Genomic DNA, 24,009 nt, shown 5'->3' with positions numbered 1-24,009 from the left:
ACTTTTGGCTACGTAAAAACTAACTCACGCTCAGCACAGCTGAGCCAATAGTACGCACTCAGCGCAGCTGAGCGCGATTAAAATAAAAAACATGCAAAAAGTACCATTAAACAATGGCATTGAAATGCCGATTTTAGGTTTTGGCGTTTTTCAAATACCTGATGAGAAAGAATGTGAAAAATGTGTAAGCGATGCCATTGAAGTGGGTTATCGTTCGATTGATACCGCTGCATCTTATCAAAATGAGGAGGCAGTAGGTAATGCCCTAAAGACTTGTGGAATTGCTAGAGAAGATTTGTTCATTACGACCAAATTGTGGATTCAAAGAGAGGGTTTTGAAGGTACTTTGAAGGCTTTTGATAAATCTTTGAAAAAATTGCAATTGAATTATCTGGATTTATATTTGATTCATCAACCGTATGGAGATGTTTTTGGCGAGTGGAGGGCGATGGAAAAATTGTATAAAGAAGGTGTGATAAAAGCCATTGGAGTTAGCAATTTTCATCCAGATCGAGTGGTAGATTTAATGAATTTTACAGAAATTGTGCCGGCAGTTAATCAAGTAGAGACACATCCTTTTCATCAGCAAATAGGGAATCAACAGTTTTTAATAGAAAACTCGATTCAAATAGAATCTTGGGCACCTTTCGCTGAAGGGAAAAACGAAATTTTTACCAATTCTCTTTTGTCTAACATTGCTCAAAATCATCATAAGTCGATTGCCCAAGTCATTCTTCGTTGGCTTGTTCAAAGAGACATTGTGGTTATTCCAAAAACGGTCAGTAAATCTCGCATGATCGAAAATTTTGAGATTTTTGATTTTGCTTTGACGGAAACCGAAATGGCAATCATTCAAACCTTGGATCAACAAAAAAGCAGTTTTTTTGATCATCGTGATCCTGCTATGGTCAAATGGTTGGGAGCTAGAGAGATTTAATTTTCCTTTCTGATAAATTTATTTGGCTGAAGCTCTTTCAAAACGGTCATTGAGGGTTCTCCCCAATCCTTGATCGGGAAGTCTTTCAACAATGATTAATTCTACATCTTCATTTTCCATTTGATGTAAAAAGTCATACATATTGGAAGCCGCCTCTTCAAATGTACCAGAAGGAGCAAGCACTTTGTTGATTTTTACTTTTGGACTATGAATTTTTATCCGATTAAACCAAAGCACTCCAACTTTCTTTTGTTGAACTGCGCTTAACATAAACAAAGGTTCAGAGGAAATAACTAAGTCACACAAGGGTGAATAGTGCTTTTTGTTTCTTCCTGGAGTGATGTGTGTTGCATCAAATGAGGTTCGATCTGAAATGCGTCCGATCACTGCTTCTATCTCCTCAATGGATATTGCTCCGTGTCTCAGCAATACAGCTTCATCCCCCTCAAAGGAAAGGATGGTAGATTCTACACCTGCCACGCATTCACCCCCTTCTAAAATAGCAATTTCTGGAAAATAGTTTTCCACATGAGAAGATCGGGTAGGGCTTATTCGATTATATGGATTGGCACTTGGAGCCGCAATAGGAAAATCCAACACATCTAAAAGTTGTAAGGTCACCGCATGGTTGGGGATTCTAATCGCGACGGTTGATTGATTGGCTGTGATGTTATCAGAAATTTGACTGTCTTTGGGTAAGATGAGCGTTAAAGGTCCAGGCCAAAAATGTTTGGCTAATAGCTCCGCGGTGGGAGGGAAATCCTTGACTAATTTTCTGGCTTGTTCCAACGATTTTACATGGACAATCAATGGATTTGTATGAGGTCTTTTTTTCGTTGAAAAAATTTTGGAAATAGCTTGATCATTGAAAATATTGGCTGCTAATCCATAAACGGTTTCAGTGGGGATACCTACCACCTCGCCATTTTCTAATTGTTTTTTAATGTAATGAATATCTGTGGTGATCATCGTTGATTATGGGTTACAATAGTCGCAATACATTGGGTCTTCTTCTTTTTTTGCCTCTGGATAGTCTTCGAATTCTGTGTATTGACATCCTGAACAAGTATAAATAGCGGTTTTCACTGACTTGGTTGGACGGGAACATTGCGAACATTCCAAACCTCTTTTTACTTCAGAAATACTAAAACCAGGTCTTTTACAATGTGGACAGCAACACCGCATTTTATCTATTAATTTTTCGGTCAATTCTCTAATTACTTCCATTCTTGTTGGGTTATGCATAGCTCGCATATCTGTTGTGATATAAAATTCTCCAAATTGAGAATTGCAAGAGTCAATTGCTTTTTGCAAGGTCGAGAATGACTTTATACCTTTTTTGATAAATGAATGTTGACATGCTGCATTTTTAACAATCAAGGCATGAGATGGAAACTTAACCCGATCTAAAAAATCTTCTAATTTTTCTTCAGAGTTTTTATTGAACGTACCAAAATTAGTGTTTAAACTACAAGATTTAACGATGATTTCTACATCTGTTTTACGCTCTTTTAAAACAAGATACTCTTCATCTGCGGGTAAGAAAAAGAAATCAGGATGTGCTCCGAATGAACCCTCCGAAGCAATAGCAAATTCAGCGTCAGAGAGTTCAAGAGCTATTTCACATTTTTTTCTGGCCGCATCCAAAGGACTTAAAGTCCGCTCTATTTCGCCTGTAAAAGTTCCTAATTGGTCGGTATTAAATTGGACAGGTAAACAATAGGGCATATTTAGTGCTTGATTAAGGGCTGGGCCAATAACGAGCTCTTTTTGATGCATCGTAGCAATAACTATTTTTCTTCCTTCAAAATAGGATAGCTTATCCATGAATGATTTGAAAATATAAAGGAAATCCCAAAGTGATATTCAGCGGAAAAGTCACACCCAAGGCCATTGGTATATAAATTCCAGGATCAGCTTTGGGAGCCACAATTCTCATGGCTGCGGGAACTGCGATGTAGGATGCACTTGCCGCCAAAATTGAAAAAATTAATCTATTGCCAAGATTTGTTGTAACAAATTGAGAGATGAATGCCACTGAAACACCATTCAACAGAGGAATAATCAAAGCAAATAAGAGCAAAAATGAACCTTGTTTTTTGAAAGCGCTAAACCTACTCGCGGCTAACATACCCATATCCAATAAAAATATGGCTAAGAATCCTTTGAAAATATCCGTAGTAAAATGCTTGATTCCTATGGATTGTGCCGAATCTGAAACAAAACCAATCAAAAGACTTCCAAAAATCATTAAGACACTTCCGTTTGTAAGAGAATGTTTTAGAGCACTTTTCCATTCTATTTTTGATTCATTTTTTTCTTTGTTTTTATCTGCAAAAATATTCATTAAAATTACGCCCATGATGATGGCGGGAAATTCCATGGATGCCATGACAGCTACCATTTCACCCCCCATTTTTAACTGGTTCATTTCCAAGAATGCCACTGCTGAAACAAATGTAACGGCACTTACTGAACCGTATGAAGCTGCAATGGCTCCCGCATCTGAGGATGAAACTTTGCGTTTTAGGATAAAAAATGTGTAAAGTGGAATGAAAAGGGCTAATATCATGCCAAATAATAGGCTCATCATTACTTCTGCTGTGATGCCTGTCACTGCTAATTCGCTTCCTCCATTGAACCCAATTGAAAACAATAAATACAATGAAATAAAGCTCTTTGTCGGTGCAGGAATTTCTAAATCGCTCTTTACATATTTTGCAAAGACTCCCAACAAAAAAAATAATAAGGTGGGATTGGTAAGATTGAAGGATAATAGTTCAAAATTGATCATTGCTGTTGGTTCCATTCTCTTTTTGTAAAAGACGAAGTAGATTTAAAGTGATAAAAATTAATAGGGAAACGTAAAGCTTTTCTTGGACTGGATCTGAGTTCTGAAAAAGGAAAAATAAAAGGATACCCGATACGCAAAAGTGAGAAAATATGGATAGTTTTTTTACGATAGATGGCATAGTTTGACGATTTGAATGCAAATTAAATACCTAAAAATGAATAATTTTTATTTATTTTTGCAATAAAATACATAACGATTATTTATGAATTATACGTTAAATCAATTGCAGATTTTTTTAAAAGTGGTGCAATCTGCGAGTATTACAAAGGCAGCAGAGGAGTTGAATTTATCACAGCCAGCAGTTTCAATACAGATTAAAAACTTTCAAGCACAATTCGATATTCCACTGATAGAGATCATAGGAAAGAAGATTTATGTGACGGATTTTGGTAAAGAAATAGCCATTTCCGCCAAAGGGATTTTAGATCAAGTATATGCCATTAATTATAAAACAATGGCCTTCAAGAATCAATTAGTTGGCCGTTTAAAAATTTCCTGTGTTTCAACGGGTAAATATGTCTTGCCCTATTTTTTAACCGATTTTTTAAGAACAAATTCTGGCGTAGAAATAACCATAGATGTGACCAATAGAGAAAAAGTCATAGAGAGTCAATTGGATAATGAGGTTGATTTTAGTCTTGTTTCTGATGCCTTAGAAAACCCTAATTTTAATTTTATCGATCTATTGAATAACGATTTATACCTCGTTGGAAATGATGAGACTTCTCGGATGAATCCAACGTTTAATTACCATGATTTTAAAAATGAGCTTCCATTGATTTTTAGAGAATATGGATCAGGCACTAGAAAAGTGATGGAGGCATATTTTAAAAAACAGGGCGTTGATGGCTTGAAAAAAATTGAATTAACGTCCAATGAAGCGGTTAAACAAGCAGTTGTGGCAGGTTTGGGTTATTCAATTATGCCCATCATTGGAATAAAAAATGAACTCAAAATGGGCTCATTAAAAATCATTGAAAAAGAGGGTTTACCCATCTCTACCAAATGGAAATTAATTTGGCATAAGAACAAAAAGTTATCGCCAGTAGCGAATGCTTTTTTGACTTTTTTAACTGAAAATAAATCACAATTAAGTCAAAAATATTTTGTTTAATCCTTTGTGAACTTGGTGTTTAAATGAAAACACCAAGCGCACAAAAAGAAAATCAACACACCCGCTCAGCTTTGCTGAGTGGGAACTATTTACACTTAAACCGATTTTAAATACGGTTGATCATAGTATCTTTTGCCTGTCGCACGATAAAGCGCATTGGCTACAGCGGCAAATACCGGTGGGAATGGAGGCTCCCCTAAACCTGTTGGATTTTGCGTACTTTCCACAAAATGAACAGCAATGTTTTTCGGTGCTTCGTGGTGACGAATCATTTTATAGGTGTCTAAATTCACTTTGGTTGGTTTTCCTTTTTCAAAAACCAATCCGCCAAATAAAGCATTTCCTATTCCATCTATTGCAGCTCCCTCGGCCATGTTTTTCGCCCCTTCTGGATTTACCACAAATCCACAATCTAAGGCTGTAGTTACTTGATCAACGACAACTTCCCCATTTTTCATCTGCAAATCGATCACCTGCGCCGCATACGAATTATGGCAAAAATAAGCTGAAACACCTCTCTTTTTATGTTGGTTTTCAGGTTTTCCCCAACCCGATTTTTCTTTGACTAATTCCAATACCCCGATGTATCGGTCAGCATTGTAATCATTCCTTTTCCCAACAGGATTAGCTTTGGCACGTTTCAATAATTCAATGCGGTAATCGATGGGATCTTTGCCAATGGTTTCGGCTAATTCATCCAAAAAGGATTGTTCCGCACTTGCATTGAAATTGGACCCTGGTGCTCTAAATGCTCCAATGGTAATGTTCGAAGGGATGGCCCAACCTTCTGCCAAATAGTTATCAAATGCCCCAGCTGGGAAACGATTTTCATGAATGGCCCCTTCTGGAATACCTCCTCCTTTTACATGAATGGCTGTCACTTGGTTATTCTCATCAATGGCAGCACGATAGGTAATCATGTAAGACGGGCGATAAATTCCATTGGTTAAATCATCTTCACGCGTATAAATCAATTTAATCGGAGCATTCATTTTTTTGGAAATATGTCCTGCCTCCACGATATAATGCCCATACGCTCTTCTTCCAAAACCACCGCCCATTCTAGCTAATTTCATTTCTATTTGCCCATCCTTCAAATCAAGGTTAGTCATGATGTTTTGCTTCATCATTTCTGGAATCTGAATTGGAGCGACAAAATAGGCCTTTTCGTTGGTGATATGTGCAAAACAACTGATGGGCTCCATGGGATTATGTGGTAAAAAAGGTGCCGTATAGGTTCTTTCTAGCACTTTTTTTGCTTTCGTGAAAGCCTCCTCTGGATTTCCATCTTTACGAAGAAGTTTTGCTTCTTTCGCCTGCATCTCCTTCATCATTTTTAGGTGTTGCTCGGTACTTTCTAATCCACCAGGTACAACCTCTTCTCGTTTTCTTCCCCAAGCCGCTACGGTTTCTGTTTTGGTTTGACTAAGAACCCACTCTGCTTTTACTTTTTTACGAGCGTTTAAAACCTCCCAGGTAGAATTTCCAACCACTGCAATTAATTTATTAAATGCTCTGGTATCGAATCCTGCTCTTTCATAGCCTTCTTTGTAGACATCTATGGAAAAGACATTCTTGATTCCGGGCATTTTTAAGGCATCTGTGGCATCAAAAGATTTCAATTCCATTCCAAATGCGGGCGGATGAATGACCATCGCGATTAGCATTCCTTTGTGTTGGTAATCCATCGTGAACATGGATTTACCCATGACAATGTCGTTCCCTATTTTGTTTTTTTGTGAAGTTCCAATCAATGAAAATTCCCCCATTTTCTTTAAAGGCACATTGCTTGGAACGGGCAATTTTGATGCCGCTGTTGCCAAAGCACCATAAGTAAGGGTTTTATTGGAAGCCGTATGAATGATTTGTCCTTTAGAAGCTTTTAATTCTGCGATCGGTACATTCCATTGATTCGCTGCTGCTTGCAAAAGCATTTGTCTCGCAGTGGCTCCCGCCGTTCTTAGCGGCATCCATGCTTGACCCATGGCATTGCTTCCTCCTGTAAATTGGCTTTTAAAGCGAGGAGTATCGTAATCGCCTTGTTCTACCACCACCGCATTCCAATCTACTTCCAATTCTTCCGCAACCATCATCGGCAAGGAAGTCATGACATTGGTTCCAAATTCTGGATTTGGATTGAAAATTTTGATGATATTATCAGGAGTGATTTTAATGAAACCATTCAGTTCTTGCCAGGTTTGTTCCAAAGGCAAATGCGATGCCGTTACAGTTGTTTTAGCATTGGCTAACCAGCTAATTCCCAACATTAATCCTCCTCCTGAAAGCGATGAAACTTTTAAAAAGGAGCGTCTGCTATAATTTTGATCGTTCTTTTCCATGTTATTTCGAAGAGGCTAGTTGGATGGCTTTTTTAATTCTGGTATACGTTCCACAACGACAAATATTCCCCGTCATGAAATTTTCGATATCTTCATCACTCGGCTTTGGATTGCTTTTCAATAAAGCCGCCGCACTCATGATTTGTCCAGTTTGGCAATAACCACATTGGGCAACATCTACTTCTAACCAAGCTTTTTGAACAGGATGATCTCCTTTTTCGGACAAACCTTCGATGGTCGTAATTTCTTGTTTTGCTACCGCAGAAATGGGTAATTGACAAGAACGAACGGCATTGCCATCTAAATGAACGGTACAAGCGCCACAAGCACCAGCGCCGCAGCCAAATTTAGTCCCTTCTAATCCAAGGAGATCTCTTAATACCCATAACATTGGCATGTTTTCATCTGCCTCAATCGTGTGGGTTTTTTTGTTAATGCGAACTTGAAATTTCTTGATCATGTTGTGCGTTTTTATTTTTTTCAATGAATTCGTTTCGATAGGTTCTTCCTATGGGCACTTTATGGCCAGCTACGGTCAATTGGTTATGACTTCGATGGCTGATGTGATCCTTGGAAATGATGTAAGATTTGTGGATTCTACTAAATATATTTTTGGGTAAAATGGACTCCATTGTGCTCATTCGTTCATACACAACATAAATTCCTGTGGCAGTATGAACCTTGATATAATCTTTTAAGCCTTCAATTAAGTAAATAGAATGTGGGTCCAAAAGTTTTATTTCTTTGCCTACTTTTAAACTAATTTTCTCTTCTACGTCATTTGTCGCCAAAGGTTCTATGGCAGCAGGTTTTGATTGAAGATATCTTGAAATGGATTTTAAGAATCTATCTTGACTGATAGGTTTTACCAAATAATCAAATACTTCCAAGTCAAATCCCTCCACCGCATAATCTCTAAAAGCAGTAGTTAATATCACACAAGGTTTTTTGTTCAACGATTTTAGTAATTCAATACCTGTCATTCGTGGCATTTGAACATCTAAAAATAATAAATCTACCTCATTTTGTTGTAAATAAACAAAGCCATCCTTTGCATTGTCGAATGATTCCATTACCTCAAAATCAGGCAAAGTAGTAAGAAAGGAACTGATTAGTTTCCTTGCTGGGACTTCATCATCTATGACAACACATTTAATCATATTTTATGGTTAAAAGCACTTTAAAGATTCCTTTTTCTTCGACAATATTTAGTAAATGTTTGTCGGGATAATGCAATTGTAATCTTTTCCGAATATTGTTTAAACCTACACCTCCATTTTCAGAAAAGACAGGTTCTTCCATGCTATTGGCAATTTCAAAGCATATTTCTTTGATATCTTCCTTGATTCGCACTTGAATATCTATCCAAGCAGGACGAATGGAATTATTTGCTCCGTGTTTGACACAGTTTTCAATCAAAGGCAATAACAAAAGCGGTGGAATTTGCACTCGATGGGCATTGGAAGGCACTTCAATATTTACCTTTAATTTATCTCCCAAACGAATTTGATGTAGTCCAATGAAGTTTTTGAGGTATTCAAATTCTTCGTCTACTGGCACAAAATCTTTTTGTGCATGGTATAAATTATATTCAATAAAATTGGATAATTGCAAAATTTGCTGGGCAGTTTCTGGACTAGTTTCTAAGGCACCAGCGTAGATATTGTTCAACATATTGAACAAAAAATGAGGATGAACTTGAGATTTTAAGACATCTAATTCCGTTTTAACTTTCTCTTTATTCAATAATTCCAATTGTTGTCTTTGATCGAACCAATGGTTTAAGAAATAGAACATTCCATATAATCCAACCATTAAATACAAACTGACCAATTCAAAAAGAATTTTCGGCAAAGTAATCAAGCCTCCAACATATTGAATTTGTAAATAATTTGGCTCAAAATAGTAATGATTGAAAAGTCGTTTCAATAAAATAGCGACTAGCCCAATAGCAATTAGGTTTAAGTATAAATTAAATTGATTTTTGGAAGTATGATGTTTCTCAAAAACGACATGAAAACTAATGTAGGCGGTTAAAAAGGCAATAGGGATATTGACAATGGAATAGACAAATTGTTTGACATATTCTTCTGTCAATGCACCAAATCCAATCCACTTGTAAAAAAACAAGGCACTCCAAAAGATGATATTAAAGCTGATTACTCTGCTTTTCTGATTCATTTTGTGAAAATTTCCTTAAAAGTAAGGATTTAATTTACTTAAAGGACGATGATTGTGACAACTTAGACGAACGGTACAAATTTTCGACCAAATGCAAACAGCCTATTGTATCAAAATGAATATATTTGTATTTTCTTTTAAGTAAATCAAACCCCATAATGCAAAAATTATTATTCACGATCATCTTACTATCATTAAATATTACTTTAAACGCCCAAACTGGCAGTATTGAATTAAGTTCTGGTGGATTTTCTTTTGTTCCAGCATTTACTTCCAAAGAGCCTAATTTAATCATCAATGCAAGTACTAATCTTGATAAAAAATTAACTGGCCATTTAATGTATACGATGCGTATTAAGAGTATGACCCCTAATACGATAGCGTTAATTACTCGTTACAAATTATTGAACAAGAAATTTAAGGCAAGTTTAGGATTACATATTCCTGCCATGCAGGTTTCGGAAGATTATAAAGTAACGAGTCTTTTTGGCCAAGAGCTAAATACATCCTATCCTGTTTCAGGGAAAGTAACTTTAGGGGTATTTTTATTGAATGGTGTTGCTAGGAATAGTGATTTCAAGGCTTTGTTTAGTGCTTTTAATGTGAATTATCACAAAGACAAATGGAATTTATTGTCTCAAGGATATTATTTAGACAATGGAAATTTGACAGGCGTCGCTGAGTCAATTTCGTATGACATTGATAAGCATTTTCAAGCGAAAGCCTTTGCCAATTATACCATTACTGACCAATTTTTCATTGGCACGATTGGGGTGAATTATCGATTGTAAAATTTCTTTGTGTCTTTGTGTTTAAAACTTTCTAACACAAAGACACAAAGAAAAAATTAATTAAAGTAAAAAGGTACAAACTTCCTATTCTTGTTTTCTATACCAAAAACATTTCGATCCATTTTTGGTTTACCTCTTACATTGAAAATCAATTTCATTTTTTATGAAGGGAGTTAAGAAGCAACATTTACCTTCGAAAACATGTCCTGTTTGCCAAAGACCTTTTTTGTGGAGAAAAAAATGGGAACGCAACTGGGATCAAATCGTTTATTGTAGTGAAAAGTGTAGAAGAACAAAGTAAGTTTTCCGTAGAAGACATCGACCGAATCATTCAAATGGCTTGGGAAGATCGAACACCTTTTGAGGCCATTGAATTTCAATTTGGTTTGAAGGAAAAAGAGGTAATCGAGTTCATGCGCTTGAATTCTAAACATTCTAGTTTTAAAATGTGGAGAAAAAGAATGTCTGGCCGTGCTACCAAACACTTAATGAAACGAATAACGGATTCCAAGCGGTTTAAATGCAATTTACAGCGTAGTATTAGCCTTAATAAAATCAGTAAACGCTAATGGATTTCCCAAGCAATCTTGAGGCAGTTTATGCAAGAATAGATCAATTTGATCCGATAGAATACGCCAAAACTCGAAATTATTTATCCGGCGCTGTTTCTTATTTATCTCCCTATTTATCAAGAGGTTTTATCACAATTCCATTTGTATTGGATCGCTTAAAAGGGCGTGGATTGGAAGTTATTGATATGGAAAAGTTCGTTCAAGAACTGGCATGGCGGGAATTTTATACTCGAACTTGGTTTCAAATGGGAGATCGGATTTTTGAAGATATCCGACATCCTCAGAATGATGTGCTACATCAAGGTTTGCCTTCTGCCATTTTACATTCTAACACTGGCATCAAGGTCTTGGATGAGCATTTGGCTACCTTTTCTCAAACTGCCTATTTGCATAATCACCTGCGTATGTACATTGCATCTATTTGTTGCAATGTGGGTAAATACCATTGGTCCGATCCCGCTGCTTGGCTATATTATTATTTATTAGACAGCGATTTAGCAAGTAATGCATTAAGTTGGCAATGGTGCGCTGGTACTTTTAGCAATAAATTGTATTATGCCAATCAAGAAAATATCAATAAATATACCGAAAGCAATCAATGGGGTACGTTTTTGGATGTTGATTACGAAGAATTACCTCAATTACCCATTCCGGAGATTTTGAGAAATGGTGAAAAATTGAATTTAACTTTTGAAGCACCGCAAACTCCGTTTCCAACGATCAATCTCGATTTACCTACCTTTATTTATACGCATTACACGCTAGATCCTTTGTTTCATGCAGGAGAAAAAGGGAATCGAATTCTTGTGCTGGAGCCTTCCCATTTTCTTCGTCATCCCATTTCTTCGAAATCACTGAAATTCATCTTGGATCTTGCCAATGAAATACCTGATTTACAGGTTTATTATGGAGAATATGCCGATTTGAACATCCATGGCATCTTTCGAGATCATCCAATTAACGCTCATTTTGAGGGAGTTAGAGAACCTTATCCATTTATTTGGGATAATTTAACCAAGGAATTTCCTAGTTTTTTTTCTTTTTGGAATCAGCTGAAGAAACATCTTTGAATAGTTTTTCTAAATATTCGTTGGCATTTTTTAGATGATCGGATTTTTTATCCAAAGGCATTTTGTCCCAAGTACTGATTAACATAGCCCATCTAGGATTTTTGGAAAAAGTGTCTCTTTGTTTATCTAAAAATCGCCAAAACAGACCATCCCAAATTTTTTGCCAAGGCCCTTTCGGAAAATCGCTCATTTTTAATAGGTAGTTGGAGCCACAGATGTAAGGTTTTGTTGTCATTAATCCTCCATCGCTGAATTGAGACATTCCGTAAACATTGGGAACCATTACCCAATCATACGCATCGATGTACATTTCCATGAACCATTGGTAAACAGCATCTGGATGAATTTCACACAGCAACATAAAATTTCCTAGGACCATTAATCGCTCAATGTGGTGATTATAGGAAGAATGTAAGAGTTTTTTGATCGTGATATCTAAAGGATCAATGCCTGTTTCAGCGGTATAAAATGCGCTTGGCATGCCTTTGTGGAATTGCCAGTAATTCTTAGTTCTCTGTTGTACACCTACTTTTTTGTACACTAATTGCACAAATTCCCTCCAGCCCATGATTTGTCGAATAAAGCCTTCTTTACTGTTGAGGGGAACGTTTGCGGATTCGATTTTTGAAATCAATTGAGAAGGATTCAGTAGACCAACGTTTAACATGGGACTCAAAATGCTGTGAAAAAGCGTGTTTTGTTGGACTTGCATGGCATCTTCATAATCGCCAAATAGAGTCAAACGTTCTTGTATAAATTGTTCCAAAGCTTCCTCTGCCTCTTGGTGAGTACAAGGATAATAAGTGCCTTCAAATGGCACATCAGTTGATCCAGGATTATTCGGAAAAAATTCATCGACGTATGAGATTGCTTCCTGAATGTATTTATTGGGCTTTTTGTGAGGAAATGGAGCTGGAATTGGGGTGTTTTTTGGAATCTTTTTTCGATTTTCTGCATCAAAGGTCCACTGGCCACCCAAAGGTTTATTTTCTTCTTCCAGTAAAACTCCTCGATCTTTTCTTTGCTGAATATAAAATGCTGTTTGAAAAAAGGGGGTTCTTTGACCAATCAGGTTCGTGTCTGTGTTTAGAAAATTGGGACTTGGTAAAAAATGAATGGTGCCTTGATAAGTTCTGCGAATACGGCGTTCCAATAAATAATCATGTGGATCAAATAAGGTAATTTTTGATTCATTCAAGGATTTTAATAGCTCAATTTCGGTGGCTCTTTTGTCTTGAGAATCAATGTATATCACCGTTTTTCCCTGCGCGCTTAGTCGCTCAGCAAAGGCTTGCATGCTTGCCCGATGAAAGAGGAGTTTTTGTTTGTGAAATGCATATTGCTTAAAAAACAAGTCGGATTCAATGACATAGAAGGTGTCCGTATGATCCATTGAACATATTTCTTCAAATAATTGATGCGGGAAAATCAAAAATGCACTCATTTCTTTGGGGTATTTACATGTTTTCCTAAAATGCGCTTTCCTTCTTTTTTGGCCAATGGTGTTTTTTTTAATCCCCAAACTTGATCGGAAGCTATTTTGCGACTTTTTTCTAGGTCGACAATTGGGAAAGGGTAATCGATGCCCAATTTAATTTGGTATAAATCTTGTTCCAAGTCGTTTAATTTCCAAGGTTCATGCAATAAGTTAGCAGGTAAATGGGCTAATTCTGGCACCCATTTTTTGATAAAAACGCCTTCGGTATCATGTTCATAGGAATTTTTAATGGGATTATAAATTCGAATGGTATTGATTCCAGTTACGCCCGCTTGCATTTGAATTTGTGGATAATGAATGCCGGGCTCATAGTCTAAAAATTGCCTGGCTAGAAAATGTTTCAAATCCCGCCAATCTTGCCATAGATTAAAGACAAAAAATGAAACGACAAGGGCTCTCATTCTAAAATTGATGTAACCTGTTTGAACCAGACATCGCATGCACGCATCTACCAAAGGGTAGCCCGTTTTACCTTGTTCCCAAGCCAAAATATAGGTTTCATTTTTCGCCTTGATGATTTGATTATAGGCTTTATTGATGTTTTCAAATTCCATTTGGCATTCATCTTCAAATTTTTGGATGAAATGACAATGCCAATGCAAGCGCGAAATGAAATTACTCAATGCGCGTTTATTTTTCGCTTGTTGATAATGATTCATGGTGTAGGTATAAACCATGCGCATGCTAATATTTCCGAAACTGAGGTAGGGCGAGATTCTAGAACAAGCTCGCCTGCTCGCCTCGGGTTTGCTGATGGACTTGCTGTAATTTACGTGTCTATCCTGAATAAAGGTGTCCAGGTATTTCCAAGCCCAATATTCACCCCCTTCTTGGAAATTTTTATTCCTTGTACTGAATTCTTTGGGCAAATCTTTGCCTTTCCAATGTTGATAAAATTCTTCAGAAATTTGGACTAAATTCCAATTGTCTTCTCTTTGTAGAAAAGGTGGCTCTTTCATGGTTTTTTCCCAAAGCGCCTGCCAATTATTTCTGGATTTCAGTTTTCGAATGATGCCATTGGTTGGAGTTTCTTTCCAAAGAATGTTTTTTTCTTGACAAAATTGAATCATTTGTCGGTCTCTTTGAAAACTTAAATCATTCCCGATTTCTTCGTGAGAATAGATGTGTTGAATGGCATACGTGTTAGATAAGGCCTCAAAAACGGGTAAAACTTCTTGATGAAATACGTATAATGTGCCCTTTCTATCCTCGAGTCGTCCTTGCATTTCCACCAAAGATTCGTGAACAAACCGCCAATGTCGGACATCGCTGTCTGGATAGTCGATCAATGAAGGTTCAAAAAAGTAGATGAGTAAAACGGGGATATTTTCATTCAAGGCCTTGAATAGTGGCTCATGATCTGTAAATCGCAGATCACGTTTAAACCAAACGATATTGATGGGCTCTTTTTCTTTTATCACAACATTAAGTAAACCAACAATATTTGGTTAATGTTTTGCTGTTTTGTTCAAGTCTTGTGATAGGGGTAGTTTTGATCTTTTTTAAACACAACGACACAAAGATTTTATTACATCTTGTGCCCTCTGGCTTCGGTTTTGTTAAGCCCATGTTTTTGTCTTTAAACATTAAGGCATTAAGAAAAATTAAGACTATTTTCCTTAATTCGACATACTTATTACCTCTTCCGCCCTCAGGCTTCGGCTCCGCTCAGCCATCAGGCTAATACCTTTTACCTTTTACCTCTTACCTTTTACGTCTTACCTCTTACCTCTTACCTCTTACCTGATCTATTAATAATCCCCATTCCAACATATAAGGTAGGGGAAATAAGGAATTCTTGAAAAACGACTGATAGGTCTTTTATGTGTTGGGACACTTGGTGAATGGCCCAATCATAGAATCCTACTAAAATCAATGTTCCTAACAGTGAAATGTGTATGAAATGCCATAATTGTCCCATCCATTTTACGTGAAATTTCCCGAGAAAATAAGTGCCGATGAAATAAACCGAAAAAGTGGTTAGAAATTTAATTAAATGTCTAATTTTTCTTGGAACCATTACAATTTCTTTATTCTCTACAAAGAATAAATAAAAAAGGGTGTAAATGGTAATGATTAATATCAATCCTGTGATCCACAAGATTGATTTTTTATGATTAGGTGACATTATTCTTGCAATTTGACTTTTTTCATAAATAAAAACCAAATAAAAAAGATGGTTCCGTAAATGATCATTTTGAATAAATAATGGTGCGCAAATTTGAATAATCGATGGAATACCATTTGTACTTCCACGAGTCCAATGCATCTTAGTACATTGACAGCAAAAATTACGATGGAGCCTAACAAAATGTATTTGACTTTTCTCTTCGCATCTTTAAAAGGCATTGCGATGATGAATCCAATGTAGAGTGCAATCAATTCTAATCCATTACAAGAATCTGCGATGTGCAGAATGTATTTATTTTCAAATAAAATTCTAATTGCATGTCGATTTTCCAGCTCTCCTTCGATTCTTGTGGAATAGAAAAAAGGGGTAATACGAAATGCATTTGTATGATGGATAACATTTAATCCATTGGCTGATAATGAGGCAATTTTGTTGGTTAGCGGATTGTTTATTATTCGATAATTGGATTCAATGAGTAAAAAATAAGCTTGAAAAACAATGAATAATAGGAGACAGCGGAGCAAAAAAACTTTCACCTCTTTAGGAAAATCATTGAAAAATGTTCGAAGTCTGTACATTTAAGTCACCTATTTCCTTTTTCTGTGATCGTTTATTTTTTTAACCCCATAACCAATGCCAGCGCCTAGTAAAATACTTAATCCTCCGTCTACAGGAACTCCTTGTGGATCTGTTGGAAAGTTGGGTTGAGCGTATACTCCTAAACAAAGGCTAAAAAATAAGAGTGTGAAAACTAGTTTTTTCATTTTTTGATTAATTTTTTAGAGTATACAATGCCTGTTTGATTATTTTTTGCCTTCATGTAGTATATGCCACTTTTTAATTCTTCCAGATTGATGTTTGGAATTTTATCTGTGGAGAAATTAAGTGCTTTGGACAAAACAAATACACCGTTGGAATCAAAAATTTCTACTTGACAAGTACCCTCTAAATTCCCTTTGGCATCTATGTTTACTAGGCTTTCGATAGGATTCGGGAATACATTGATATCAGTGAAATCGTTGTAGCCTTTGTTTAAAACAATGATTTTAAATCGAGGGGAGCTGGAAGAGAAATTGCCTGCTTGAAAGGAATAGGTTTTTCCATTGCTCAATTTAATTTTCTCTTGGCTGATCAAATCTTCTAATTGAAATTCAGCATCTATTTCCGACTGTTGATTCCAGTTTAACTCAAATGATTCCGTAGCGATATTCACCTTTGAGCTGAGGTAAATGGGAATTTCAAAAGAATCAAAAGTTTTTGAACGGGTATCTACCGCGAAGTTGTAATTGGATTCTGGGATTTTGGAATACAAATCGATGTTTGAATTGGCCATCTTTGTCAAATCCCAGTTATCATAGTTGTTACTTGCCTCGTCTCTAAATACTAATTTGAAATCATCTATTTCTTTTCCATTGTTGGATAGTTTTAGCTGATAAATGGGAACAAGATTGTTACTAACCGTCTTTAGCATGGAAGGATTTTTTGATCCAGATTTGCTTGAAAAAGGAGTATAGTAATTCACATTGTTGGAGTTCGACTTTTCTGTTTCTTTAAACGTGATAGACCCATTTTGTGAACCAGCACCAACCCCCACTTTGACGAAAAAGGCGCCTAATGGTGGTATGATGGTTGCATCATTAGAACCCCCGGGTACAACCGTTTTATATTTACCTTTGGCATTGTAACCGCTTTGTTTTGTTTTTTGAGAATTGGCATCTGTTACATCTGCCCCCGTATCCCATATATAAAAACCGTTTTGGAGATTACTTCGACTGGTGTTTTGAGATAAATCCAAATAAGCCATGTATGGATTGGATAATAAAACAAATCCTTTATTTGCATCACTATTGGAATACGCACTGAAATTAATAGCAACATCACATTGATTCAAATTGCCAGATGCTTCAATCCTAAATGGAGTGCCCGCATTAACGTAGGTGATGATTCCTTTATTTGTGTCAAAGACATTCGAGCCAATTACTTTCGACCAAGCTGGATCACCATTGGCACTGTTGGGATCTGGGGTGGCATAGGTATTGTTGTATTGGTAAGCATAAGTTAAGGGTAGCCCAGAAAAAGAACTAAAAGTTTTATTATTGTCGCTAAATGGATTTCCAATTAAACGATAAGTCGCATTGTTATTGGGGTCGATGTATCTTCTCAATTTTACCGTACCACTCAAGTAAGTTGTACAAGTTCCTGTTTTTTGAAATACTCCCGCAGTACCACTTGAAGTACTGTTCATAACCAATCGGCCGTTAGTTGTTAACACACCTGCAACAGGGAATAATGCCCTATTGATGATGGTAGAGTCTGAATTGATACTAACTCCTGATGAATTATTTATTTCTAAATTGTCGATATACCCATAACCTGTAATGGTTTGTGCGGAAGAGCCCGACATGGAAACTTTTCCCGTTAAGTTGGTGCTATTAATAACGCCATTGTTAATTAAATTGCCATTAACTGTGATGGAATTACCTCCTGTATTTAAGGTAAGTCCAGAACCTACTTCTAAATTTTTGACAGCAACGTTTGAGCTGAGAGTTGGATCATGTGATGTACCGGCAATCACTTTGACGTCAGTGGTAGAACTTGGAGCTGCATTGGAATTCCAGTTCCCAGCTGTAGTCCATTCCGCAGAAGTTGAGCCTGTCCAAAGATAAGGATCCCCATCATCGTTGATGGTTCCAATGGCATTAGCCCCAGTAGATCCATTGGATAATTCACCATTTCCTGCACCTGAAAAAGCCCCTGTTTTTAAAATAAATGTTTCTGCACTTTCAGGTAAAATATCATCTTTCAATGCAACCCTCAAATAAATCGTATTGGTGGTATAAGCCACTGAAATGGCTCCTGAAACAGTGGAATATCCAGATGTACTACTGGTCGTGGAATATTCAAATGTTGAATTATAGTCTGAACCGCTTGTGGTACTCACGTCCGTAAGAGTAGGAGTAAAACTTACGGTGGAACTACTTGCCGATCTACTTGTGCTGAATGTCAATGTAAAGACAATATAATTACTATTTGATTCCGTCACAGCAGACGGGTCAGCCATGTTGACAACAACAGAAGCACTCGTTGTGGTGGTAGATGCTGCTGATTGTGTTGATTTTAATGAATTTAAATCGGTGGCCGGCGGAGAACTATCCACGCCTGGATCGGCGTCTGTCACAAAATCTGCATCAGATTCTTTCCCTGGGATGACTAATAAATATCGTGTTGTACCAGAAGTTGGAACAAATAAAAAACTCGTTGTTCCTCCATTTTTTGTCTTTCCCTCGATGGCACCTGCAATACTAACCTTGGTATTAGAAGCATTGAAATATTCGAAAGTTCCGGATACGTTACCTCCAGAAGTAGAGGCTGTGAAGGTTGCCGCTGAAGAAATGAATTTAAAGTTAGATCCAGATAAATTTTGGACGTTGTTTATTTTACTACTGGTATATGAACTGGAATATACCACTTTATTGAACACGACATATTCGTTGGCCAATGTTGCATTCAACAAAAATAAACTAAGAAAAAGTGTCGAAAGAATTTTCGCGTATTTATGACGATTTGAGCCTAGACTATGGGTGCGCTCTAACAGAAAAAATTTCTTCATAAATGCTATCATTAAAAAGTATTGAAAGTCTAAGCTCTCAATTCTCGTGAATAAAAAGGAGCATAATTCAACTCAAATTGAGGTAAATCAGCATTCAAACTTAATTGTTTAAAGATTCCTAATATGTACAGCATTTGTGTTTTTGGTCAAATTTCCCGAAAATCAGACCATTAATTTGCTCCTACAAACCGTATACATTGTTTTTTTAAAAAAAATCATGGAAGAACAATATTTGTTAAATTGCGTCAATGAAACATTTCTTTGTGTTCTTTTTTATCTCTTGTAATTTGGTTGCCCAAAGCAAGATTCCCGTTTGTCATGTTCCCATGCCAAGTCGAATGAAGGGCATTAAAAGTAGTGTAAAGGGAAAGGTTCAGAATTCGAACGTCAACGCTGGAATGAAACAAATACCGGGTGGAACCTTCCTGATGGGCTCGCATGATAAGCAAGGTCGAGCGGATGAATTTCCAGTTCATCAAGTGACAGTTTCTTCTTTTTGGATGGATGAGACGGAAGTGACGAATGCGCAATTTGCGGAATTTGTTACATCCACAGGTTACAAAACGACTGCTGAAAAATCGATCGATTGGGAAGAAATGAAAAAGCAAGTACCTTTTGGGACACCCAAGCCTGCAGATTCATTGTTGGCTCCTAGTTCTTTAGTTTTTGTTGCAACCCAAGGTCCAGTGAATCTCAATGATTATTCTCAATGGTGGCAATTTATTCGAGGTGCAGATTGGCAACACCCTGAAGGACCTCAGTCCACAATTATGGGTAGAGAAAATCATCCGGTAGTTCATGTCTCCTGGGAGGATGCCAATGCTTATGCTAAATGGTCGGGGAAACGTTTACCAACTGAGGCGGAATGGGAATGGGCTGCACGAGGAAAATTGAAAAATGCGATTTATCCATGGGGCAACGAATCGGTTAATGTGGCACCATATAAAACCAATAGTTTTCAAGGCAATTTTCCTTACGACGATCAAGCATTGGATGGATATAAAAGCACCACTTCTCCAGTAAAAAATTATGCGCCCAATGGTTTTGGATTGTATGACATGGCAGGTAATGTTTGGGAATGGTGTGCGGACTGGTATCGAAACGATTATTATCAAAAAAGTCCAGCATTGAATCCCAAAGGCCCTAAAGATAGTTTTGATCCAGATGAACCTGATATGCCTAAACGAGTAGTGCGTGGAGGGTCATTTTTATGCAACGATGGATATTGTTCGAGCTACCGCAATTCTGCTAGAATGAAAACGAGTCCAGATTCAGGTTTACAACACACAGGATTTAGGTGCGTGAAGTAAAATAATTAAATAAATATTTAATTATTTATTGTCTTTTAATAACTCAATGTATTGAATGGGCGTTTGGCCTGTCTCTGCTTTGAAAATAGAATAAAAACTGGATCTTGATGCGAATCCAGAACTATAGCCAATACCATCCATACTTAGTTTTTCTGCGCCACCTTCGGATAAGAGTTTTTTTGCGTGATTGACTCTCAAGGTATTTTTAAATGAAGGAAAAGTTTGTTTGATAACAAAATCAAAGACATCATTTATTTCTTTTGGAGATAATTTTAGTTGAATGGATAAATCGGTTTTATTGAACTTCGGGTCTAAATAAGGTTTTTCATTTTCAATGTAATCAAAGAGTATTTTTGCATGTTGATTAATTTCTTGAGGAATATCTTCTTCATCGATATTCAACCAAGATTTAACGCGTTCTTGTTTTTTCTCGATGGGCTTTAGCCCGTATAGAATATTGGGAAATACCAAAAGACTTACTATTTGAAGAAACATATTCAATTCTAGAAAAGAGATGGTATAATCAAAAGTCTTTGTTCTATTCGAGTTATCGAAAGTGAATGATTGAAAAAAAACAGCGAGTAATGCAATCGCCCATAGAATTTGAATAATGCATAATATCCAAATGTATATTAATTGGTACTTGATGGCTCTTTTTTCTTTGGGATTACTATCTAAATGTTGAAATGGTTTTTTCCTGATTAGTAGAATAATGCAGGTGCTACTATAGATAAATAAAGAAATAGATCGAGCAATGTAGGATTCAATTTGGTTAAAATATACTCCTGGGATTTCTAGGCTAAATAGTTTATTAGGGTTATCGGCAAAAATGCCTATATATTTTAATTTTACGGCATTATCTAACCAAAAATACCCAAAATTGCCAATGAAAGGGAGCAGTAATGGTAAAAAATGTAGGTAATTGAATTTGTTTTTTAGGATATTTTCTTGGTCTAAGTTTGACTTAACATAAAAGTAAAGAAATACACCTTGAACGAAAAAAATGGGGTCAAAATAGATATAAAAATAGGGGATATATCCGTGGACTCTACCTGAAAATAGAATAAAGTAGACGATAATCTTGAAACTTGTTATCAAATAAAATGCGAGCAAGTACCTACTATAGTTCGATTTATTTCGATTGTAAATCCCTAAAATCAGGGATAGAGAAAGCAATATAATTCCTGAAATTAATGGCAGCATGGAAAAGTATAATTTTAGAACAGAACAAAAATAGTTATTAGTTTTTAGTTATTAGGTATTAGTTATTAGAAAATCTGTATAACACCAAAAACTAATACCTAATAACTAAAAACTAAAAACTAAAAACTAATAACTAATAACTAATAACTAATAACTATTCTCTCAATTTTTCAACAAACTCCACCGGAGTATAACCTGTTTCCGCTTTAAAGATGGCATAGAAACTTGATCGAGAGGCAAAGCCAGCATTTAGTCCGATTCCATCCATGGTTAATTTGTCAGCTGCACCTTCACTGAGGATTTTTTTGGCATAATTTACTCTGAGTGTATTTTTATAAGCTGGGAAACTTTGTTGTATGACGAATTCAAAAATATCATTCAATTGTTTAGGGGAAATTTTTAAGGCAATCAGTAATTCAGATTTATTGAAATTTGGATTTAAATAGGGTTCTTCTTTTTCAATGTATTCAAGAAATTTATTACTTATATTTTTTAAATCTTCCGGAATATCTTCTTCATTTAAGCCCAGTGAATTCTTGATTTTTGATGGTTTTTTATCCAAAGTAATAATTCCATATAGGATGTTCGGCGAAAATAGTAAACTGCCGACTTGAAAAAATGTAGTAATTATGAGCGAGAATTTAAGTATTTTAAATGTTAAGGTCTCAATGCTAGGATTTTGGTAATTGTATAAAAATGAGGAGAACATGGCTATTGCAAATAAGCAATTGATGATGGCAAGTATCCAAATAAATTTAAATTCGTTCTTTTTGGCCGTTGTTTCTCTTGGATTAAAAGACATGTTTGTCAAGGGCTTTTTTTTGATGAGCCAATAAATACCTATCATAGAATAAACGAAGAGTAATAAGGGTCTCGCTAAAAAGGATTCTATTTTATTCAAATAGACACCAGGAATCTGTAAACGAAAAATGAGATTCGGATTTTTATGCAACATCAGAATATATTTCATCTTTTCTTCTTTGTCCATCCAATAATATTTAGAGATACTTATGAATTGGACGAATGAAGGGATGAAATGAAGGTAGTTCCACTTATTCTCTAATATGTTTTTGTTCTCTAATTTGGATATTAAATAAAAGTAAAAGAAGACACCATTTAACAATAAAAGGGGAGAAAAGTTTAAATAAAAAATGAGAAGACCTGCTGGTTGTGGATTAGAAAAATTGTGATAAATAACCAAACTTAAAATGCCAGTAAATAAATAATAGGCAAATAAAAATTTGCTGTAATTTTTCTTATTCCAGTTAAATAGAATTAAAATAAAACTTAAGACTGGTATCGATATTCCTAATATTAATGGGATCATATATAGTAGTTTTTCTTTTTAATCTTTCATCATGTAAGTTTTAATTGATTTTTATCGGGTGTAAGTTGTAAGTTATCTTTTTAATGTTTGACTAGCATTATTTATAAATGATCATTCTGATATTTTTTCTAAATACTCAATGGGGGTTAATCCTGTTTCTGTCTTAAAAATAGCATAAAAGCTAGACCTCGAGGCAAAACCCGAGTTGAATCCAATGCCATCCATGGTAATTTTGTTTGCTCCGCCATTGGTTAATAATTCTTTGGCATGTTCTACTCTTAATTTATTTTTATACGAGGAAAATTTTTCTTTGATAATGAAGTCAAAAACATCATTAATCTCTTTTGTAGCTATCTTAAGCTGAATAGATAAGTCAGTTTTACTAAAATTTGGATCTAAATAGGGCTTTTCTTGGTGAATATATTGTAGAACCCGTTCACTTGTTAATATTAACTCTTCAGGTATTTCGAGATTAGAGTTTGATAGAAGTGATTTGTTTTTATCTCCTTTTTTCTCTTTGGGGACTAATCCATAAAGGATACTGGGGAATAATAGTAAACTACCTACTTGGCCACAAAGATTGGTAAAGAGAAATCCTCTTGTGAAAAAAAATGCTGTGCTATTTAGGATGATGGGTAAATAGCAAACCTGATAAAAAGCATACAGCATTGTACTGGAAAGCATACAATTTATACCAATTAATAACCAAAGATAGATTATCTGAAATTTTTTGGTCTCGGACTCTTTTAGGTTAAAATATTCGCCCGTAAGTGGATATTTCTTGCATAAAAGGTACAAACATACGAGGCAATATATGAAGATGGACAAAGTTCTTAACAACAAAGAATCAATTCGATTAAAATATACTCCTTCAATTTCCATTCTGAAAAACCGATGTGCGTCTTCAAATAGGAGTTGGGCATATTTCATTTTTTCTGTTTTATCCAAGATATAATACCTGGATATAGCCAATAGTTGAAGAAGGGCTGGAATGAAATGTAGGTAGTTTAATTTATTCTCAAGAACATTTTTGTTATCTAAGGTGGATTTTACATAGAAATATAAAAATACT

At 35.8% G+C, this 24,009-nt stretch carries 23 protein-coding genes; 7 read left to right on the top strand and 16 right to left on the bottom strand.

Annotated features, from left to right (window positions below):
• Positions 1 to 91 precede the first annotated feature (91 nt).
• A complete protein-coding gene (locus V7S79_RS04120; RefSeq protein ID WP_459489295.1) occupies positions 92 to 937 on the top strand; it encodes an aldo/keto reductase in 846 nt (281 codons plus the stop codon).
• 18 nt (positions 938 to 955) lie between these two features.
• Here V7S79_RS04120 and V7S79_RS04115 read toward each other — a convergent pair whose 3' ends face one another.
• The 3 genes from V7S79_RS04115 to V7S79_RS04105 are packed head-to-tail and all read right to left on the bottom strand — an operon-like array spanning position 956 to position 3,746.
• Positions 956 to 1,906 (bottom strand): L-threonylcarbamoyladenylate synthase, encoded by a 951-nt coding sequence (locus tag V7S79_RS04115; RefSeq protein ID WP_459489294.1) that lies wholly within the window; start codon positions 1,904 to 1,906, stop codon positions 956 to 958.
• Positions 1,907 to 1,912: 6 nt separating this feature from the next.
• Positions 1,913 to 2,764: a DUF6671 family protein gene (locus V7S79_RS04110; protein ID WP_459489293.1), complete on the bottom strand. Its 852-nt coding sequence runs from the start codon at positions 2,762 to 2,764 to the stop codon at positions 1,913 to 1,915.
• Positions 2,757 to 3,746 (bottom strand): sodium-dependent bicarbonate transport family permease, encoded by a 990-nt coding sequence (locus V7S79_RS04105; protein ID WP_459489292.1) that lies wholly within the window; start codon positions 3,744 to 3,746, stop codon positions 2,757 to 2,759. The genes V7S79_RS04110 and V7S79_RS04105 overlap by 8 nt, the downstream gene beginning before the upstream one ends.
• A gap of 247 nt (positions 3,747 to 3,993) precedes the next feature.
• On the opposite strand from V7S79_RS04105, the gene V7S79_RS04100 reads away from it, so the two are divergent.
• Positions 3,994 to 4,905, top strand: a complete 912-nt coding sequence (locus tag V7S79_RS04100; RefSeq protein ID WP_459489291.1) for a LysR substrate-binding domain-containing protein — start codon at positions 3,994 to 3,996, stop codon at positions 4,903 to 4,905.
• Between the two features lie 95 nt (positions 4,906 to 5,000).
• Here V7S79_RS04100 and V7S79_RS04095 read toward each other — a convergent pair whose 3' ends face one another.
• The 4 genes from V7S79_RS04095 to V7S79_RS04080 are packed head-to-tail and all read right to left on the bottom strand — an operon-like array spanning position 5,001 to position 9,425.
• Entirely contained in the window at positions 5,001 to 7,244 is a 2,244-nt protein-coding gene (locus tag V7S79_RS04095) for a xanthine dehydrogenase family protein molybdopterin-binding subunit (RefSeq protein WP_459489290.1), read from the bottom strand.
• A gap of 1 nt (position 7,245) precedes the next feature.
• Positions 7,246 to 7,704, bottom strand: coding sequence for a (2Fe-2S)-binding protein (locus V7S79_RS04090; RefSeq protein WP_459489289.1), 459 nt, complete (start codon positions 7,702 to 7,704; stop codon positions 7,246 to 7,248).
• Positions 7,676 to 8,404: a LytR/AlgR family response regulator transcription factor gene (locus V7S79_RS04085; protein WP_459489288.1), complete on the bottom strand. Its 729-nt coding sequence runs from the start codon at positions 8,402 to 8,404 to the stop codon at positions 7,676 to 7,678. The genes V7S79_RS04090 and V7S79_RS04085 overlap by 29 nt, the downstream gene beginning before the upstream one ends.
• On the bottom strand, positions 8,397 to 9,425 hold the full coding sequence (locus V7S79_RS04080) for a sensor histidine kinase (protein WP_459489286.1): 1,029 nt from the start codon (positions 9,423 to 9,425) through the stop codon (positions 8,397 to 8,399). The genes V7S79_RS04085 and V7S79_RS04080 overlap by 8 nt, the downstream gene beginning before the upstream one ends.
• 158 nt (positions 9,426 to 9,583) lie before the next feature.
• On the opposite strand from V7S79_RS04080, the gene V7S79_RS04075 reads away from it, so the two are divergent.
• The 4 genes from V7S79_RS04075 (at position 9,584) to V7S79_RS04060 (ending at position 11,858) form a co-directional block, all read left to right on the top strand.
• Complete coding sequence (locus V7S79_RS04075) at positions 9,584 to 10,216, top strand: hypothetical protein (protein WP_459489285.1); 633 nt, start codon at positions 9,584 to 9,586, stop codon at positions 10,214 to 10,216.
• 163 nt (positions 10,217 to 10,379) lie between these two features.
• Positions 10,380 to 10,517 carry a DUF2256 domain-containing protein gene (locus V7S79_RS04070; protein WP_459489284.1) on the top strand — a complete coding sequence of 46 codons (138 nt, stop codon included), beginning with the start codon at positions 10,380 to 10,382 and terminating at the stop codon, positions 10,515 to 10,517.
• On the top strand, positions 10,492 to 10,785 hold the full coding sequence (locus V7S79_RS04065) for a TIGR03643 family protein (protein WP_459489283.1): 294 nt from the start codon (positions 10,492 to 10,494) through the stop codon (positions 10,783 to 10,785). Before V7S79_RS04070 ends, V7S79_RS04065 begins: the two co-directional genes overlap by 26 nt.
• The gene (locus V7S79_RS04060) at positions 10,785 to 11,858 is read left to right on the top strand and encodes an FAD-binding domain-containing protein (RefSeq protein ID WP_459489282.1); all 1,074 of its coding nucleotides are present in this window, start codon (positions 10,785 to 10,787) and stop codon (positions 11,856 to 11,858) included. Before V7S79_RS04065 ends, V7S79_RS04060 begins: the two co-directional genes overlap by 1 nt.
• On the opposite strand, the gene V7S79_RS04055 is transcribed toward V7S79_RS04060, so the two are convergent.
• The 6 genes from V7S79_RS04055 to V7S79_RS04030 form a co-directional block, all read right to left on the bottom strand.
• On the bottom strand, positions 11,815 to 13,302 hold the full coding sequence (locus tag V7S79_RS04055; RefSeq protein ID WP_459489281.1) for a cryptochrome/photolyase family protein: 1,488 nt from the start codon (positions 13,300 to 13,302) through the stop codon (positions 11,815 to 11,817). The genes V7S79_RS04060 and V7S79_RS04055 overlap by 44 nt on opposite strands.
• A complete protein-coding gene (locus V7S79_RS04050; protein WP_459489280.1) occupies positions 13,299 to 14,777 on the bottom strand; it encodes a cryptochrome/deoxyribodipyrimidine photo-lyase family protein in 1,479 nt (492 codons plus the stop codon). Before V7S79_RS04050 ends, V7S79_RS04055 begins: the two co-directional genes overlap by 4 nt.
• Before the next feature lie 311 nt (positions 14,778 to 15,088).
• Positions 15,089 to 15,484, bottom strand: coding sequence for a hypothetical protein (locus tag V7S79_RS04045; RefSeq protein ID WP_459489279.1), 396 nt, complete (start codon positions 15,482 to 15,484; stop codon positions 15,089 to 15,091).
• Positions 15,484 to 16,065, bottom strand: a complete 582-nt coding sequence (locus V7S79_RS04040) for a hypothetical protein (RefSeq protein ID WP_459489278.1) — start codon at positions 16,063 to 16,065, stop codon at positions 15,484 to 15,486. Before V7S79_RS04040 ends, V7S79_RS04045 begins: the two co-directional genes overlap by 1 nt.
• 9 nt (positions 16,066 to 16,074) lie before the next feature.
• Complete coding sequence (locus V7S79_RS04035; RefSeq protein ID WP_459489277.1) at positions 16,075 to 16,251, bottom strand: PID-CTERM protein-sorting domain-containing protein; 177 nt, start codon at positions 16,249 to 16,251, stop codon at positions 16,075 to 16,077.
• Positions 16,248 to 19,097: a T9SS type A sorting domain-containing protein gene (locus V7S79_RS04030; protein WP_459489276.1), complete on the bottom strand. Its 2,850-nt coding sequence runs from the start codon at positions 19,095 to 19,097 to the stop codon at positions 16,248 to 16,250. The genes V7S79_RS04035 and V7S79_RS04030 overlap by 4 nt, the downstream gene beginning before the upstream one ends.
• Before the next feature lie 248 nt (positions 19,098 to 19,345).
• On the opposite strand from V7S79_RS04030, the gene V7S79_RS04025 reads away from it, so the two are divergent.
• Entirely contained in the window at positions 19,346 to 20,407 is a 1,062-nt protein-coding gene (locus tag V7S79_RS04025) for a formylglycine-generating enzyme family protein (RefSeq protein WP_459489275.1), read from the top strand.
• Positions 20,408 to 20,428: 21 nt separating this feature from the next.
• Here the strand turns inward: V7S79_RS04025 and V7S79_RS04020 are convergent, their stop codons facing one another.
• From V7S79_RS04020 to V7S79_RS04010, 3 genes are all read right to left on the bottom strand, one after another.
• On the bottom strand, positions 20,429 to 21,610 hold the full coding sequence (locus V7S79_RS04020) for a helix-turn-helix domain-containing protein (RefSeq protein ID WP_459489274.1): 1,182 nt from the start codon (positions 21,608 to 21,610) through the stop codon (positions 20,429 to 20,431).
• A 154-nt stretch (positions 21,611 to 21,764) separates the two neighbouring features.
• Positions 21,765 to 22,598: a helix-turn-helix domain-containing protein gene (locus tag V7S79_RS04015; protein WP_459489273.1), complete on the bottom strand. Its 834-nt coding sequence runs from the start codon at positions 22,596 to 22,598 to the stop codon at positions 21,765 to 21,767.
• Positions 22,599 to 23,048: 450 nt separating this feature from the next.
• A complete protein-coding gene (locus V7S79_RS04010) occupies positions 23,049 to 23,621 on the bottom strand; it encodes a helix-turn-helix domain-containing protein (RefSeq protein WP_459489272.1) in 573 nt (190 codons plus the stop codon).
• Between the last annotated feature and the right edge of the window lie 388 nt (positions 23,622 to 24,009).

The organism is Aquirufa sp. ROCK-SH2 (assembly GCF_054558315.1).
This window is presented reverse-complemented; position numbering and strand designations above follow the sequence as displayed.

What these genes read in the sequence shown, in the direction of transcription:
- V7S79_RS04110 (WP_459489293.1), bottom strand. Translation starts at nt 2,764, where the DNA reads ATGGATAAGCTATCCTATTTTGAAGGAAGAAAAATAGTTATTGCTACG.
- V7S79_RS04070 (WP_459489284.1), top strand. Translation starts at nt 10,380, where the DNA reads ATGAAGGGAGTTAAGAAGCAACATTTACCTTCGAAAACATGTCCTGTT.
- V7S79_RS04060 (WP_459489282.1), top strand. Translation starts at nt 10,785, where the DNA reads ATGGATTTCCCAAGCAATCTTGAGGCAGTTTATGCAAGAATAGATCAA.
- V7S79_RS04035 (WP_459489277.1), bottom strand. Translation starts at nt 16,251, where the DNA reads ATGAAAAAACTAGTTTTCACACTCTTATTTTTTAGCCTTTGTTTAGGA.
- V7S79_RS04085 (WP_459489288.1), bottom strand. Translation starts at nt 8,404, where the DNA reads ATGATTAAATGTGTTGTCATAGATGATGAAGTCCCAGCAAGGAAACTA.
- V7S79_RS04010 (WP_459489272.1), bottom strand. Translation starts at nt 23,621, where the DNA reads ATGCTTTCCAGTACAATGCTGTATGCTTTTTATCAGGTTTGCTATTTA.
- V7S79_RS04075 (WP_459489285.1), top strand. Translation starts at nt 9,584, where the DNA reads ATGCAAAAATTATTATTCACGATCATCTTACTATCATTAAATATTACT.
- V7S79_RS04120 (WP_459489295.1), top strand. Translation starts at nt 92, where the DNA reads ATGCAAAAAGTACCATTAAACAATGGCATTGAAATGCCGATTTTAGGT.
- V7S79_RS04015 (WP_459489273.1), bottom strand. Translation starts at nt 22,598, where the DNA reads ATGGACAAAGAAGAAAAGATGAAATATATTCTGATGTTGCATAAAAAT.
- V7S79_RS04020 (WP_459489274.1), bottom strand. Translation starts at nt 21,610, where the DNA reads ATGCTGCCATTAATTTCAGGAATTATATTGCTTTCTCTATCCCTGATT.
- V7S79_RS04095 (WP_459489290.1), bottom strand. Translation starts at nt 7,244, where the DNA reads ATGGAAAAGAACGATCAAAATTATAGCAGACGCTCCTTTTTAAAAGTT.
- V7S79_RS04105 (WP_459489292.1), bottom strand. Translation starts at nt 3,746, where the DNA reads ATGGAACCAACAGCAATGATCAATTTTGAACTATTATCCTTCAATCTT.
- V7S79_RS04055 (WP_459489281.1), bottom strand. Translation starts at nt 13,302, where the DNA reads ATGAGTGCATTTTTGATTTTCCCGCATCAATTATTTGAAGAAATATGT.
- V7S79_RS04040 (WP_459489278.1), bottom strand. Translation starts at nt 16,065, where the DNA reads ATGTACAGACTTCGAACATTTTTCAATGATTTTCCTAAAGAGGTGAAA.
- V7S79_RS04030 (WP_459489276.1), bottom strand. Translation starts at nt 19,097, where the DNA reads ATGAAGAAATTTTTTCTGTTAGAGCGCACCCATAGTCTAGGCTCAAAT.
- V7S79_RS04115 (WP_459489294.1), bottom strand. Translation starts at nt 1,906, where the DNA reads ATGATCACCACAGATATTCATTACATTAAAAAACAATTAGAAAATGGC.
- V7S79_RS04045 (WP_459489279.1), bottom strand. Translation starts at nt 15,484, where the DNA reads ATGTCACCTAATCATAAAAAATCAATCTTGTGGATCACAGGATTGATA.
- V7S79_RS04100 (WP_459489291.1), top strand. Translation starts at nt 3,994, where the DNA reads ATGAATTATACGTTAAATCAATTGCAGATTTTTTTAAAAGTGGTGCAA.
- V7S79_RS04090 (WP_459489289.1), bottom strand. Translation starts at nt 7,704, where the DNA reads ATGATCAAGAAATTTCAAGTTCGCATTAACAAAAAAACCCACACGATT.
- V7S79_RS04080 (WP_459489286.1), bottom strand. Translation starts at nt 9,425, where the DNA reads ATGAATCAGAAAAGCAGAGTAATCAGCTTTAATATCATCTTTTGGAGT.
- V7S79_RS04025 (WP_459489275.1), top strand. Translation starts at nt 19,346, where the DNA reads ATGAAACATTTCTTTGTGTTCTTTTTTATCTCTTGTAATTTGGTTGCC.